Origin of the sequence: Rhodococcus sp. ACS1, assembly GCF_002300155.1 — a bacterium.
In the GTDB taxonomy this organism is placed as follows: Bacteria; Actinomycetota; Actinomycetes; order Mycobacteriales; family Mycobacteriaceae; genus Rhodococcus_F; species Rhodococcus_F koreensis.
Genome location: NZ_NSDZ01000007.1, coordinates 297,825 through 312,241 on the forward strand (window position 1 = coordinate 297,825; position 14,417 = coordinate 312,241).

Below are 14,417 nucleotides of genomic sequence, written 5' to 3' on the forward strand. Positions count from 1 at the left end.
GTGACCGGGCACGGCACGGGCGGCCGGCAGATCGTCGCCGGGGTCGACGGCTCGGCCGTGGCGGAGGCGGCGGCACGCTGGGCCGCCGCTGTCGCCGCGCAGTGGAACGTGCCGCTCCGACTGGTTCACGTCCTACCACAGGCACCTGTCTTCTATGGGGTGCCGGCACCGGTCCGGGACATCGAGGCGCACCGTGTGCTCGGCGACGCCGCGCTCGCGCGTGCCGCCGACATCATCCGCGGCGAACAACCAGCCGCCGCGATCGAATGCACAACCATGACGGGGCCGACTCCCGCCGATGTCCTGCTGGATGTGGCATCGTCGGCCTCGATGGTGGCGATCGGATCGTCGTGTGCCGGGCCCGTCGAGGGATATCTGAACGCCACGGCCCTACGGCTGGCGCACCACGCCGAATGCCCGGTCACTGTGTGGCGGCAGGCCACGGGTCCCGCCGTGCCCGACCGCTGGCCGGTGATCGTCGGCGTCGACGGAAGCGAGATCAGCATCGCGGCGGTGCGGTGGGCGTGTTCGTTCGCGGAGTCGTTCGCGGTGCCCGTCGTGGCCGTTCACACCTGGACGGGCGTAGCGCCCCAAGGGGATTCGCATCGCCACGAGTATCCGGTCGAGGCGGCAGAGAGCGTACTACTCGCCGAAAGCGTCGCCGGCTGCCGGACCGAGTACCCCGACGTGACGATCGAACAGGTCACCGAACGCGGCACCCCGGCGGATGCCCTGCTCGCGCGGTGTCGTCAGGCGCAACTCCTGGTCGTCGGAAGCCACGGGCGAGGAGCGCTGGGACGGGCGCTGCTCGGATCGACCAGTCAAGACATGCTGCATCGCGCTCCCTGCCCCGTCACGATCTGCCGTCCGGACACGATTCCGGCACCGCCCCACACCGATGCCCCATCCGTCCCGACGGATTCGAGGAGAACACCGTGACGAACGCACCGATAGTCGTGGGCGTCGACGGATCCCCGTCGTCGTCGGACGCCGTGCGATGGGCTACGCGTGAGGCCGGAATGTGCCACGCTCCACTCCTGATCCTGTCGTGCGTCAGCTATCGCGGCGCCGAGGCCGTCCCCTGCATCGGAACCGAACTGCGCGCCCGCGCCGAACGAGACCTGGCCGCCGCGGTCGGGATTGCGCAAACCCAGAACCGCGGGGGCGGAGTCGAGATCCGCACCGAGGTACATGCGCAGTACGCGCCCGCGGCGCTCGTCGATTGCTCGGACTCCGCGAGGATGATCGTTGTCGGCCGGCGCGGTCTCGGTGAATTCACGGGCGGCTTGCTCGGTTCCGTCAGCTCGATCGTCGCCCGCCACGCACGCTGCCCGGTCGCGGTGATCGAGGGGTGGTCTCGGATCGAGGACGGCGCGGGGCCGGTCGTCGTCGGAGTCGACGGATCCGCCAACAGCGCCGCCGCCATCGACGTCGCGTTCGAAGAATGTGCACTGCGTGGTGCTGAACTGGTTGCGCTGCACGCCTGGTCCGATCAGAACCTGTCGCAGATCCACATCGATCCGCAACAGTGGACGGCCGCAGAACAGTCAGAGCGGTCCCTGCTGGCCGAATGCCTCGCGGGGCGCAAGGAGCAGTATCCCGACATCGCCGTGCGGGTCGTCGTGGTCAGAGATCGTCCGGTGCGTCACCTGCTGGCCGAGGCGGAGGAAGCTCAGCTGATCGTGGTCGGAAGCCACGGCCGCGGCGGATTCGCCGGTATGACACTCGGTTCGACCAGCGAGGCCCTGTTGCATATCACCACGTGCCCGCTGCTGATCGTGCGCCCGCACTCGGAGGGCTGACGCCTTTTCCCCTGAAAGAGATATCTTCGGTGAGAGAGAGGAGGGGACGAATAATGCACAGCAGACGAAGCCGCAAGTCGTGGTCTGATCTGACGCACCGCCAGCGCACCGCCGTCGCCATGTCAGCGGCAGTACAAATGGCACTCGCGATCGCCGCGTGGACCGATCTCGCTCGCCGCGATCCGTGGCAGATCAACGGCAGCAAGAAGATGTGGGCCGCATTTATCGCGGTCAATTTCATCGGCCCGATCGCTTACTTCACACGCGGTCGCCGCGACGAGACCTCACCGCACACCGCGTAGGCCCTCCGCACCGCGGCTGCAACACCCGACGACAGGGATGTCCCCGGGCACGGGTGCATGACCCTGTCCGCGCGAGGGCGACGAACTCAGCGGGCGACGATCAGCGGGCAGGTGACGGAGTGCAGCAGGGCCCGGCTGGTCGATCCCAGCAACATGCTCGCGAATCCACCACGACCGCGGCTGCCCACAATCAGAAGTTGTGCGCGTTCGGCTTGTGCGCGCAAATTGTGGACAGGACGATCTATCACCGCCACCGGCTGGACCTTGACGTCCGGGTAGTCCTCAGCGCGACCGGCCAGACTTTCGGCCAGCAGTGCCATCTCGCGGGTGTGCTGCTTCTCCCATTCGAATCCGCTACCGCGCCAGCCCGCGAGATCGAGGTCGATATCGGACCAGGCGTGCACGGCCACCAGCCCGACGTGCCGCTGCGCAGCTTCCTCGAACGCCACGGAGATCGCAGGTTCGCTGTTGGCTGTCCCGTCCACCCCGACGACGACCGGTCCGACTATCTCGGTCACCTCGGTATGGGGGAGGTCGCGGACCACCGCGACGGGACATTGGGCGTGGGTGACGACTGCGGTACTGACCGAACCGAGCAGTGCCCTCTCCACCGGGCCGTACCGGTTGCTGCCGATCACCACCATGCGTGCCGTCTTCGACCGCTCGAGCAATTCGTGAGCCGGTGAGCCCGTGTCGCGCGCGATCTCGATGTCGATGTCGATGTCGTGACCGTCGGCGGCCGCCCGAGCAAATTCCTCGGCCTTTGCCAGGCGTTTCCTCGCATCGAGTTCCTTGTCGTCGAAGAACCTGGCGGGTATCCCGGCAGGGACCCCGGGGTCGCCGAACGCGGAGGTGACGGTGACCAGGACCAACGGGGCGTCGTGGTAGACGGCCTCTCGTGCGGCCCAGGTCACGGCCTGCAGTGCCGACTGCCCGTCTACTCCGACGACGATCGGCTTGTGGGCGGTCATGATGGTCTCCTCGACTGAGTGTGCGTTCGCCCGATTCAACAATCGTCTTCGCTGGTACAAACGCCTCATAGAGCCGAAGGTCCCGCCTTCCGGAAGGGCCGCCGTGCATTGACGACAACCGAAGTCACCAGTCACCGACCGAGGGACGCGAGATGACCTTGGTCTCTACAGACCTGTGACACGAGCCGGAAGACTGAGAGTGCGGAACGCAGGAGGTCGTGGTGGCTGGGGAACTGACTACACCAGTTCGAATCTGGCGGTTGGTGCCATGGAGCCACAACGGGCTGATGCGTCCGAGCGACCGCCTCGAATCCGTCATCGTCATCGTTGTAGTCGCGGTGGTCGTACTCCTGCTTCCGGTCGCCGGGGCGTTCGGAACCGCCACCTACACCAGGTTGAGCGACCAAGCACGAGTCGAACAGGCGACCCGTAGCGAGGTGACCGCCGTGCTCGTCGAGGATGCGGCGCGCGTATACAGCGAGGATGCGGTGCGCGGAACTGGAGGGTCCGATCTTGGTCGGGCGCGGGTGCACTGGTCCGTTGGCGGGACGGGGCACACGAAAATGATCGACGTCGATTCCGGGGCGAAAGCGGGCGACGCTGTGAGCATCTGGGTCGACACGAACGGGAATCTCAGTGCGGCGCCGATGACCGGCGGGGAGAGCGCGGTCGCCGCGGTCATCGCCGCCATCGCAGTGTGGGCAACGAGCATCATCGCGGGAGTGCTGCTCCTTCTGGGTGTTCACTGGAGCGCGTCGAGGCACCGCCTCGCGCAATGGAACCGGGAATGGGCCGGGATCGGAAAGGCACCCGGATGGCCCGTGAGCTGAAGTCGACACGGCCGTGAATCCGGACCTCAGGAACACCGCACTGGAAGGCGATGAGGTCGACCATGGGCAATGACACGCTGAGTTTCCTCGACGCCGGCTTCCTGGAAACTGAAGACTCCGACCGGCATGCGAGCCTGACCATCGGAGCGCTGGCAGTCATCGAAGGACCCCCGCCCGATCAGAAGGAGTTCCGCGACGCCGTCGCGGAACGTCTCCTCGACCTTCCACACGCACGCGACAAACTCCGCACGGCTCCACTCGATGTCAGTGCCCCGTCGTGGACGGAAGATTCGAACTTCGACCTCGACCGACACCTGCGACGGGTCGCCATCCCGAACCCGGGCGAGGAGGAGGCACTGTTCGGATTCGTTGCCCGAGTCATGGGGCACCGGCTCGACCGGGACCACCCGCTGTGGGAATGCTGGGTAGTGGAAGGACTCAGCGGCGACCGCTGGGCGATGCTCGCCAAACTCCATCACTGCATGGCCGACGGGATCACCGGAACACGACTGTTCGAGGCTATGTGCGATGAGGTGGAGCCGACAATCGACCCCGCCGCCGACTCGTCGGGTCCGGATCGCCCCGCGCATCAACCACCGCCGGCACCGTCGATCTCCACGCTGCTCTCCCCGAGCCACCAGTGCGAACTACTCGAGACAATCCTGCGCGCTCCTCTCACGATCGCTCGAGCGGGACTCGGAGCGGGCCGGGGACTTGCCCGGCTCCTGACCGAGATGCTGACGTCGTCGTCCGACACTTCACTGATCGGTCCGATAGGAAAGCAACGGCGCTACCGCGGTGCCCGCACCCGGATGGCGGATGTCCGGGAGATCTGTGCGGCATACGGCGTCACGGTCAATGACGTCGCCCTCGCGGCCATCACCGGCGGATTACGGACACTGCTCCTCCGGCGCGGTGAACACCCCGACGCACACACGGTGCGCACACTGGTTCCGGTCTCGGCGCGGTCCGCGAACGACGACGCGGAATCTCTCCACAACCAGGTATCGCTCATGCTGCCGTTCCTGCCGGTCGACATCGAAGATCACGTCGAACAGCTCACCGCAGTGCATCGGCGGATGTCCGCGCACAAGGCAGGCAAGGAAGCGCAGGGCGGAAAGGTGTTCACCACTTTGGCGCAATCCGGGCCGTTCATGCCGCTCGCCTGGGCATTGCGTCTGGCCACCCGATTCCCCCAGCACAGCGTGGTGGCAGTGGCCACCAACATCCCCGGACCCCAACAGACTCGTCACCTCCTCAGCCGAAGAATCGTCGACATCTTCCCGTACGTACCCATCGCACTGCGATTGCGCGTCGGCATCGCAATCCTCAGCTACGCCGACAATCTGACGTTCGGGTTGACCGGTGACTACGACACCACCCCGGACCTCGCCGACCTGGGAACGGCGATCGAACAGGGCGTGTCCTCGCTACTGACGGCAGCCCGGTTGGAGACCGCGGGCAGCCAGAGCTGATCGGGGACCCGCCATCCCACAGTCGCATGTCGGTCCAGCCCTCGGGTGGGTGACGGCAGAATGTCGCGATGACCTCCGGCCCTACCGGTGCGAGGGCCCGGTACGCGAGACTCGACATCACCACGATGGCACCAAGCGGCGCACCTGGCTACGAGTAATGAGGTGGGTGATGGGCACAGCTGCGGAGACGATGCCGAGTTGGCGCACGATCGAGTCGGTGGTCGCGTCGGCCTGCCGGGCGCCATCTCTTCACAACAGTCAACCGTGGCGGTGGGTCCTCGAGCCGGAGGGTCTGACACTGTCCAGTGACCCCGACCGCATCCTGCCTGCCACCGATTCATTCGGACGTCAAATGGTGGTGTCCTGCGGTGCGGCGCTCAACCATCTGAAATACGCTCTACTCGAGCACCATTGGGATTCGGTGATCGAACGCATGCCGCATTCGGCGAACCGCGAGTGTCTGGCAACTGTTGCATTCACCCCCACGGCGGACGTGTCCGAATCCGAGATCTCCATGGCAACGGCGATCGCACGCCGGTACACCGAGCGGCTACCGATGTCTGCACCTACCTCATGGGACGACACCCTGGCGCAGGTCACCGAACTCGCCGAACGCGCAGGAACACAGGTGGAAGACATCGGAGACCGCGCACGACCCGCACTCGAGGCAATGTCACTTCGCCTCCGAGGTCTACGCCGCGAGAACCCGGTGTACCAAGCCGAGCTGCGCTGGTGGGCCGGGCACGCACTGTATCCCGACGGGATTCCGTCGGCGGCGCTACCAGCCGCGCCACCGGGAACTGTCCCGGTCGGACGAGAGTTCCCTCCAGGCACTGCCACGTGTGACCCCGGCGACCTGGAGGACCGTGCAGCGATACTCGTGCTCACCACCGGCTCGGACTCGAGGCTGAACTGGTTGCGATGCGGCGAGGCGCTCTCGGCGCTCCTGTTGGCCTGCACAGCGCGAGGCTTCGGTACGTGCCCGGTCACGCACATGACCGAGCTGGGGGAGACGCGAACCCGTGTGGGTGAGCTGCTCGAGGGCGATGGCCTGCCTCAAGTCCTCATCCGGGTCGGCATCGGGCCACGGGCCGAACCGCTCTCGACAACGCCGAGACGACCGCTCTCCGAGGTTCTCTTCCGCGACCGATCGGAGGCCTGACCGTGCACGGGACTGATCGCGCCGTCACGGCGCTGCAGATGTTCACCAGGCCGTCTCGTGCGGCCGTGATGGCCTGTTCGATGCCGGCCGCAGAGAGCCCACACACCGATCGCGTGTACTGAGCCGTGGAGGTCGCTGTCCTCCTGGCCATCGCGACAGCGCTCGCGTTCGACCTCACCAACGGCTTCCACGACTCCGCGAACTCGATCGCCGCGCTCGTCGCCACCCGGGCCGCTCGCCCCGAACACGCGCTCATCCTGGCTGCTGCCGGGAACTTCGTCGGCCCATTGATCGTGGGAACGGCCGTGGCCGACACCGTCGGAGGAGTCGTCGCACTGCCCGCGAGCGCGACGGTCACAGCGGTCGGCGCCGCACTGACTGCAGCGATCGCATGGAACCTTGTCACCTGGTGGTTCGGGCTGCCATCGAGTTCATCGCACGCCCTGGTCGGCGGACTGGTCGGTGCATCCCTGATCGCTGCGGGCCCGAGTGGTGTGCACTGGGGCGGATTCACCGACGGCCGACCTTCCGGCGTGGTGGGGATCCTGGTCGGTCTGGCAATCTCCCCACTTCTCGGCGCGGTCGCGTGTGCGTTGCTCGCGACCATCGCCTGGAGACTGATGCGACGTGCCCGTCGACGCGCACTCGGCCCGGTGCGCCGCGCCGAATGGGTCACGGCCGCCACACTCGCACTGAGCCACGGTGGCAACGATGCGCAGAAATCCATGGGCGTGATCACGCTGCTGCTCATAGCGGGTGGCCATCTCACCGAGTTCACCGTGCCCCTGTGGGTCAAGCTGGCAGCTGCGACGAGTCTGACGGTCGGAACCGCGTTCGGCGGGTGGCGTATCGTGCGGACGGTGGGGCGTGGGGTGTTTCGGATGACTCCGCTCGACGGGCTGGTCAGTCAGGCCGGCGCCGCCGGCGTGATCCTCGGCGCATCCCTCGTGGGTGCACCGGTCAGCACCACACATGTAGTTGCCGCCGGTGTGGTGGGCACGGGAGCACAACACCGCGCGCGGCATGTGCACTGGAAGGTAGTCACAGAGATGGGCGTGGCCTGGGTCGTCACGCTACCGATGACCGCACTGCTGGGGGCGATGCTGTTTCCGGTGTGGGGGGCGATCTGATGCATCGGCCGCGACTGTCCAATGCGTGGTTCCTGCCACGCTCGTTCGACGTGCTGGGCATGCTGCGCCAACAGCTCGACATCGTCGAGCAGTGCATACACGTGTTGAACGACTGGGGACACGGCAAGATCCCGACCCATGATGCCGTCGCGGAGCTGCGGGTCGCCGCAGGGAACGAGCATCGTGCCCGCCGCACTCTCAACGACGCCGTGCGCGATAGTTTCAGCACCCCCGTCGAGGCGGAAGACCTCTTCGAACTGGGGGAGCGTCTCGGCGAGATCACCGAGGCCGGGTACGCCTTGATCCGGGAGTCCGAGCTGTCGTGTTCCGGCCCGACCTGCGCCCCGCCTGATCCTTACCTCGTCGAGTTGATAGACAGGCTCGCGAAAGCGATGGTCCCCCTCGCACAGGGGCTGCGGGCGCTGCCGAGTGGGGACGCGGCAACGTGCGCCGATCACGCTATCGAAGAATTGTCCGCGGTCGAGCACGCCTACCGCGCTGCGATCGCCGATCTCGAAACCGAGCCCGACGTCCGACGGGAGCTGCGTAGACGGGAACTGTATCGCCGCGCTGAACATCTGCACGCCGCGATGATGCGTGTTGCACGGCGGACCTGGTATTCGGTGTACAAGTCGCGGTGAGCACGGCCCGCTCAGCCACTCGGGAGGTCCAAGGAGCAGGCGCGGCGCGAGTGAGGTGACACTGGACTCACCTACCCCGACACGATACCCCCAGGGGTATTATTGGGGTCAGATTTCAGGAAGGGGACACTCGTGGTCGGCGACGACGACAGCTTTGCGTTGGTACTCAATCGGCTCCGCCGCGCGCACGGGCAGCTGGCCGGGGTGATCTCGATGATCGAGCAGGGACGTGACTGCAAAGACGTCGTCACCCAGCTCGCTGCGGTCTCTCGCGCTCTGGATCGGGCCGGGTTCAAGATCGTCGCAACCGGGTTGCGTGAATGCCTGACCGGCGACGCTGCGGAGGGTGCCGAACCCATGACTGAGGCTGAACTGGAGAAGCTCTTCCTTGCGCTCGCCTGATCGTCATTCACCCGCATGGCCCAGGGCCGCTCCGATTCAACGCATCGACGATCACACAGCGAATGCCGAACACCAGATCCCACGAACACCGAAAGAAGGCCGAATGGTCATGAATCTCGCATTGTCGACAACACTTCACACAACGTTCGCCGATGCCGTGGAACGCACTCGGAAGGCCCTGTCCGAGCAGGGTTTCGGAATTCTCACAGAGATCGACATGAAAGCCACCTTGAAGGCGAAACTAGGCGAGGACATGGAGGACTATCTGATCCTCGGCGCGTGCAACCCGCCTCTGGCCCACCGCGCAGTCAACGTGGACCGGCAGATCGGGCTGCTGCTGCCCTGCAATGTCGTCGTGCGCGCCGACACCGCCACCGAGAACAGCGTCATCGTCGACGCGATGAACCCAGCCCTGATGGTCGAAGTCACCGGCGAACCGGGACTGAACGACGTCGCCGACGACGCCACCACCAAACTGCGGGCCGCGATCGACTCCCTCACCGCACACCGCGCCTGACACCCACACGGCTGGCGCCGTTACGCGCCCCAGCTGATCAGGGCTGAGCGGGCTGCTCGCTGTCCCTCCACCAGCAGAAGACGAACAACGCCAGCGACGCGACGAGGGTGGACACCACCCACACCGTGAGGGCGATGTCGACCCACGACCCGATCGGCGGGCTTCCCGGCAGGATTCCGCGCAACGGCACGACCGCGAACAGCATCGCCGCCATCCATCCGAGCATGTCCGTGTTGACGGCCCGCTTGCGCCGGAACGTCTGCAGCGCGACGAACGCGGCGAGCCCCGCGAGGATCGTCATCATCAGCAAGAGGATGCCGGCGTAGATCAGGTTCCCGCCCGTGCGCGCGAACAACAGCGCGGCGCCGGTGCCGTTCCGCGAGAGGTCCGTGTCGACTGTCACCGCTTCGGCCCGCGCCTTCCACCCGTCGACTCTGCCGTCCACGAGGAGACCCGTGGGCAGCAGTTCACGGTCGGCGCCGGCGCCCTCGTACGCCTCCACGACCATCGGGTTCACCTCGAACCGGTCGAACGGCCAGTACGCCGCGTTGCCGGTGGCGATGAACTCGGTGTCGAACGTCGTCGGTGCGGCGCCCGCCCGGAACACGATCTCTTCGTGACTGGTGCTCGGGAAGAGCAGCAGGGTGATGTCCCGATTCAGGGTGTCGCCGTTGGCGTGCAGGTACTCCTCGCCGACGGCGATCGTCACCTCGGCCTGCACCCGGTCGGTCGTCGGCTGCAGGGACTTCGCCGTCACCAGGACCACGACCTCGTCGTTGCTGCCCTCGAACGGTCCCTCGTCCTCGCCGGTGCGGCTGCTCAACCCGTACACGGTGAGCGACGCCGCGTAGATCAACGCGAGGAGCAGCGCCGGGGCGACCCATCGGAGGCGGGGATGGTGAGAGTTCATGATCGGCGGCGGATCACAGGGAAGCGGTGCTGATCTCGGGGTCGATCAGGATCTTCGCGTGCACCTCGGGGTCACCCAGCGCGGCGAACGCGGATTCGACCCCGGGCAGGCCGACCGTGCCGGTGATCAGCGGTGTCGGATCGACCTTTCCGTCGGCCAGCATGTGGAGGGTGTCGCGGAATTCGCGGGGGTCGTAGGCGACGGCGAAGCGGAGTTCGATCTCCTTGTTGACCGCGAGCGCCGGCCGGAACGTGTCGGTCTCCATGCACACCCCGACCACGACGACGCGGGACCGCAGCTGGGCCCCGGCCAGGATGCCGTCGATGACGCCGGGCATGCCGACGCACTCGAAGACGACCGGCCCGGACGGTGTCGCGCCCACCGTGTCGGCGAGGGCGAACGCATGCCACCACGGCAGCCTCGGGATTCGGCGCAGTTTCTCCATGGTGTCCAGCCCGAGACCGAGCACATCCGTGATCGAGGTCGTTTCCCGACGTCGCGGATACGACGTCCAGGGCGACGCCGCGGCAGGGTCGACGACGACGTCGGCACCGCACTGCCGGGCGAGTTCGCGGCGGCGGGTGGAGAAGTCGGCGGCCACCACGGTACGGACACCAGTCGCCTTCAGCATGCTGATCACCGCGAGACCGATCGGGCCGCACCCGATGACGACCGCGTTCCGGCGCTTGCCGACGTCACCCTTGCGCACCGCGTGCCACGCCACCGACATCGGCTCGGTCAGGGCCGCCTTCTCCGCCGTCAGACCGTTCGGGACCGGCAGCGTCATCGACTCCTGCACCACCACCTGTTCGGCGTAGCCACCGGGCGCCGAGGCAGACAGGCCGGTCAGGTGAATCCCGGCGCCGGTGCGGACGATCGGCAACGCCACCACCGCGGTACCCACCGGCCACCGCTTCCGGCAGCCGGGCCCGTAACCGGCAACGGTGCCGCTGAACTCGTGACCCAGCACGACCCGCTGGTGTGAACGCATGAAGTCGCGGTAGCCGGTCTCGGCGGCCAGTTCCGCCATCTCGTCGGCGTGCACGCGGGCGTGCAGGTCCGAGCCGCAGATCCCGCACCGGGACACGTCGATCAGCACCTGACCCCTGGCCGGGACCGGAGCCGGGACGTCACCGAACTCCAGGCGAGTCTCGGTGCAGACGACTGCCTTCATGGTGACTCCTCGGGGTGCGGCGGGGTCGGCCTCAGCTCCGAACGTAGAACACTCCCGCCGCCGGGACACGGCGATTGCCGAATGGCCCAGGGGTTGTCTCGGTCCGGCGGCGGGTGTAAACCGACAGCATGAGCGTCCTCGGTCAGATGGACTCGTTTCGCCGCGTCTTTCCCACCGCCCGCCGCAACCGGGCAGACCTGTTTCGCTGGTTGCGACGCCGGCCGCAGCTGCTCGCGGCCGTCGGATTCCACGAGGTCGCGCTGGCGGCGAGCGCCCGGGTCGACCCCCGGTTGAAGGCGCTCGCCGAGATCAAGGCGGCCGCGCTGACCAACTGCGAGTACTGCCTCGACATCGGATCGGCGTTCAGCCGTGCGCTCGGGGTCAGCGACGCCCAGTTGCGCGCCCTGCCGGCGTTCCGCGAGAGCTCCGCGTTCGACGACACCGAGAAGCTGGTCCTGGAGTTCGCCGACGCGATGACACGCACCCCCGCCCACATCGGCGACGACCTGCGGCGTTCGCTGCTCGCCGCCTTCTCCGAGTCCCAGGTGACCGAACTCGCCGCGGCCATCGCCTGGGAGAATCACCGCGGACGTCTCAACCAGGCGCTCGGTGTGCGCCCTTCCGGATTCTCCGACAGCGACTTCTGCGCCGTGCCCGAACAGTGACGACAGCGTCGACGCCACCGCCGGACCGTCAGCGGTTGCGGAGCCGCGTCCACCCGGTGAGCACGTAACCGAGCCCCATCCCGAGCATCCACGTGTCCTTCGCGACGGCGGTGCCGTTCTCGTTCGGCCAGATGCTGCCGGGGTTCCGCAGAGCGGGGGTCCTCGCGTACATCGCCACGAGCCCCCCGGAGAACCCGGTGAGCGCGGCCCCCGCGACAACGGTGGGCACGAACGGTGCGAGCAACGCTGCGCCCGTGCCGATCTCGGCGATCGACAGCAACTTGATGAATCGTTCCGGCGGAATCGCGTTCAGGAACGGGAACGCGCCCGCCGCCATACCGTGAACGCCCTGGGCGGTCTGCTCGTCCGCCGACCATTTCTGCAATCCCGTATGGAGGATGAAGCCCCCGGTCGCGATGCGTCCGGGAAGGTCGCCGAGTGTGGTCAGTCGCATGGTGGTCTCCTGTCGTCCGGGTCGAACCAGAGAACTGTTTCCCCACCTCAGCCTCCCACTCGGCAGACGGCCGGGAGCGGTTTCGACGGAGCGGGCCGCCCGGTGGTCGTCGCCGCGCCCGCTCGGGGACGCGGCGACGACGTCATGACCAGCCGCTCAGTGGGCGAGAACCACGTCGGTCGCCGAGGTGGACTCGGCACCGGGTGCGCTCAGCTGCGAAATCCTGCGGGGCAGCGCGACGGCCACCACCGCGCCCAGCAGCGCCGAGATCGCGCCGATCACGAATGCGATGGTGATGCCGGTGTCCGTGTAGAAGACGGCGCCCTGCACGACGGTCGCGATGTGCGAGTTCAACACGGTGAACGCGATGACCGGAAGGATGGCGGGCAGAATGCTCTGGAACACCGCCACCATGCTCGCCGTCGTCGCCTGCAATTGCGGCGGCACCGTGGCGATGAGCAGGTTCGGGATGGAGGCGTACCCCATGCCCATTCCCACTCCCAGGAGGGCGGCGAAGCCGATCAGCAGCGCCTTGTCGTCGTGGATCGTCGCCGTGAGCAGGCAGGCCGCGGCCATCAGCAGCATGCCCACGACCATCAGGATCCGCGGCCTCACGTTCCGGGGAACCAGGGTTCCGACGATCAGTCCGCCGATCACCACCGCACCACCCAACGGAGCCTGGAAGATCGCGAATCCCTCTGCGCTGATGCCGAATCCGTAGCCGAGCCCCAGGATCGCCGGGGTCATGCACATCATCGGGAGCATGATCGTGAAGACCGAGGACGTGCCGTAGCAGAATCCGGCGCCGAGTGCCGTCAGGAATACGGGCCGCTTACCGAAGAACCGGATGTCGATCAGCGGGTCCGGCAGCAGAAGTGCGGACACGATCCACGCCACCAGCAGGGCGACACCGCCGGCGATGAACCCGAGGGTCGACCCCGACGTCCAGCCCCACGACGGCCCGAAGCTCACTCCGACGAGGATGCCGGCGAGTCCCGCGCCGAGGAGCGCGGCGCCGATCAGGTCGATGCGCGACCGCAGACGGACGGTCGATTCGCCGGTCGTCGCCCGGATCAGAATGCTGAGGACCACGAGACCGGCCAGGAAGAACCAGAAGATGCTCCGGAAGCCGAAATTGTCGATCAGCCAGCCGGTGAAGAACGGCGCGGGGATCGCGATGAGCCCCATACCGCTCGTGGCGATGCTGACCGCCAACGCCACCGTCCGGGCGGGGAAGACGTCGCGGATCAGCGAATAGCTGAGGAACAGGCACGGCACGAGCAGCCCGGTCAGGGAGCGGCCGGCGATCAGCACCGCGTACGTCGGTGCGATCGCCGAGATCAGCGACCCGAGCGCCGACAGGCCGACGGCCGTCAGCAGCATCTTGCGCTTGCCGTGGGTGTCGGCGAGCTTGCCGATCAGCGGGCAGGTGATCGCCCCCACCAGCAGGAACGACGTGAGCAACCACGCACCCTGCGTCGTCCGGTAGTGGGTGACGATCTGCGGCAACGCGATCGAGATCATCATGTAGCTGACCGCGAGCATCTCCAGCAGCAACACGATCGAGGCGAGCGAGAAGATCAGTTGGGGCGTCCATCGCTCGTCGGTCGCGTCCTGCTGTCGCGTCCGAGCCGATCCGCCGTCTGGCGCATGGGTGACCATCATCGGGTCCTTTCGAATACCTGCACGGGAACTCGTGGCGGTGCCGCGGCAGTGCGGCGCGCCCGAGCCGGGCGGTAGGGGTGGGTGGTCACATTCGGTGGTCGAAGTCTCGCGAATGTGTAATTGACATCACAGTTCTCGGGAATGCGGCACGCCATGCGGCGTTCCGCCCAGCGGGAGGCCGACACGCCCGGTCTGCACCATCGCCCGGGAAAGGCCAGTTCGCGCCGCCGAATCGGGCGTAGCAGGCGCGGCGGTCGGTTTCTTCGTCGGGCACGGGGCCGGTTGGCGCGAATCGGTGATTCCCGCTCACCGCTCGA

16 protein-coding genes are annotated in these 14,417 nt (G+C 67.1%); 11 read left to right on the forward strand and 5 right to left on the reverse strand.

The genetic code is table 11. From position 1 onward, the window contains the following. Genes CJ179_RS32740 through CJ179_RS32750 form a run of 3 tightly spaced genes read left to right on the forward strand, consistent with a single transcriptional unit; the run spans window position 1 to window position 2,104 of the window. Window positions 1–939, forward strand: a complete 939-nt coding sequence (locus CJ179_RS32740; protein WP_072946276.1) for a universal stress protein — start codon at window positions 1–3, stop codon at window positions 937–939. Continuing rightward, window positions 936–1,802: a universal stress protein gene (locus tag CJ179_RS32745; protein WP_095864185.1), complete on the forward strand. Its 867-nt coding sequence runs from the start codon at window positions 936–938 to the stop codon at window positions 1,800–1,802. The genes CJ179_RS32740 and CJ179_RS32745 overlap by 4 nt, the downstream gene beginning before the upstream one ends. 53 nt (window positions 1,803–1,855) lie before the next feature. After that, window positions 1,856–2,104 carry a PLD nuclease N-terminal domain-containing protein gene (locus CJ179_RS32750; RefSeq protein WP_072946278.1) on the forward strand — a complete coding sequence of 83 codons (249 nt, stop codon included), beginning with the start codon at window positions 1,856–1,858 and terminating at the stop codon, window positions 2,102–2,104. A gap of 86 nt (window positions 2,105–2,190) precedes the next feature. Here the strand turns inward: CJ179_RS32750 and CJ179_RS32755 are convergent, their stop codons facing one another. After that, window positions 2,191–3,075: a universal stress protein gene (locus CJ179_RS32755; protein WP_095864186.1), complete on the reverse strand. Its 885-nt coding sequence runs from the start codon at window positions 3,073–3,075 to the stop codon at window positions 2,191–2,193. Between the two features lie 287 nt (window positions 3,076–3,362). Here CJ179_RS32755 and CJ179_RS32760 point away from each other — a divergent pair, with 287 nt between their 5' ends. The 7 genes from CJ179_RS32760 to CJ179_RS32790 all read left to right on the forward strand — a co-directional run bounded on the left by CJ179_RS32760 (window position 3,363) and on the right by CJ179_RS32790 (window position 9,232). After that, window positions 3,363–3,905: a hypothetical protein gene (locus tag CJ179_RS32760; RefSeq protein ID WP_241031206.1), complete on the forward strand. Its 543-nt coding sequence runs from the start codon at window positions 3,363–3,365 to the stop codon at window positions 3,903–3,905. A 62-nt stretch (window positions 3,906–3,967) separates the two neighbouring features. Beyond that, entirely contained in the window at window positions 3,968–5,380 is a 1,413-nt protein-coding gene (locus tag CJ179_RS32765; RefSeq protein ID WP_095864187.1) for a wax ester/triacylglycerol synthase family O-acyltransferase, read from the forward strand. 169 nt (window positions 5,381–5,549) lie between these two features. Next, a complete protein-coding gene (locus tag CJ179_RS32770) occupies window positions 5,550–6,542 on the forward strand; it encodes a nitroreductase family protein (RefSeq protein WP_095864188.1) in 993 nt (330 codons plus the stop codon). Between the two features lie 125 nt (window positions 6,543–6,667). Then, window positions 6,668–7,672 (forward strand): inorganic phosphate transporter, encoded by a 1,005-nt coding sequence (locus tag CJ179_RS32775; protein ID WP_072946282.1) that lies wholly within the window; start codon window positions 6,668–6,670, stop codon window positions 7,670–7,672. Next, the gene (locus CJ179_RS32780) at window positions 7,672–8,313 is read left to right on the forward strand and encodes a hypothetical protein (RefSeq protein WP_143548935.1); all 642 of its coding nucleotides are present in this window, start codon (window positions 7,672–7,674) and stop codon (window positions 8,311–8,313) included. Before CJ179_RS32775 ends, CJ179_RS32780 begins: the two co-directional genes overlap by 1 nt. Before the next feature lie 132 nt (window positions 8,314–8,445). After that, entirely contained in the window at window positions 8,446–8,715 is a 270-nt protein-coding gene (locus tag CJ179_RS32785; protein WP_095864190.1) for a metal-sensitive transcriptional regulator, read from the forward strand. Between the two features lie 109 nt (window positions 8,716–8,824). Beyond that, window positions 8,825–9,232, forward strand: coding sequence for a DUF302 domain-containing protein (locus CJ179_RS32790; RefSeq protein WP_072946302.1), 408 nt, complete (start codon window positions 8,825–8,827; stop codon window positions 9,230–9,232). Window positions 9,233–9,269: 37 nt separating this feature from the next. Here the strand turns inward: CJ179_RS32790 and CJ179_RS32795 are convergent, their stop codons facing one another. Both CJ179_RS32795 and CJ179_RS32800 read right to left on the reverse strand, forming a co-directional pair. After that, window positions 9,270–10,142 carry a DUF4436 family protein gene (locus CJ179_RS32795; protein WP_072946285.1) on the reverse strand — a complete coding sequence of 291 codons (873 nt, stop codon included), beginning with the start codon at window positions 10,140–10,142 and terminating at the stop codon, window positions 9,270–9,272. A 13-nt stretch (window positions 10,143–10,155) separates the two neighbouring features. Continuing rightward, entirely contained in the window at window positions 10,156–11,316 is a 1,161-nt protein-coding gene (locus tag CJ179_RS32800; protein WP_095864191.1) for a zinc-binding dehydrogenase, read from the reverse strand. Between the two features lie 128 nt (window positions 11,317–11,444). Here CJ179_RS32800 and CJ179_RS32805 point away from each other — a divergent pair, with 128 nt between their 5' ends. Next, window positions 11,445–11,981 carry a carboxymuconolactone decarboxylase family protein gene (locus tag CJ179_RS32805; protein ID WP_072946287.1) on the forward strand — a complete coding sequence of 179 codons (537 nt, stop codon included), beginning with the start codon at window positions 11,445–11,447 and terminating at the stop codon, window positions 11,979–11,981. 28 nt (window positions 11,982–12,009) lie between these two features. Here the strand turns inward: CJ179_RS32805 and CJ179_RS32810 are convergent, their stop codons facing one another. Continuing rightward, window positions 12,010–12,435 carry a hypothetical protein gene (locus tag CJ179_RS32810; RefSeq protein ID WP_072946288.1) on the reverse strand — a complete coding sequence of 142 codons (426 nt, stop codon included), beginning with the start codon at window positions 12,433–12,435 and terminating at the stop codon, window positions 12,010–12,012. A 156-nt stretch (window positions 12,436–12,591) separates the two neighbouring features. Beyond that, the gene (locus CJ179_RS32815; RefSeq protein WP_095864350.1) at window positions 12,592–14,097 is read right to left on the reverse strand and encodes an MFS transporter; all 1,506 of its coding nucleotides are present in this window, start codon (window positions 14,095–14,097) and stop codon (window positions 12,592–12,594) included. Window positions 14,098–14,417: the final 320 nt, after the last annotated feature.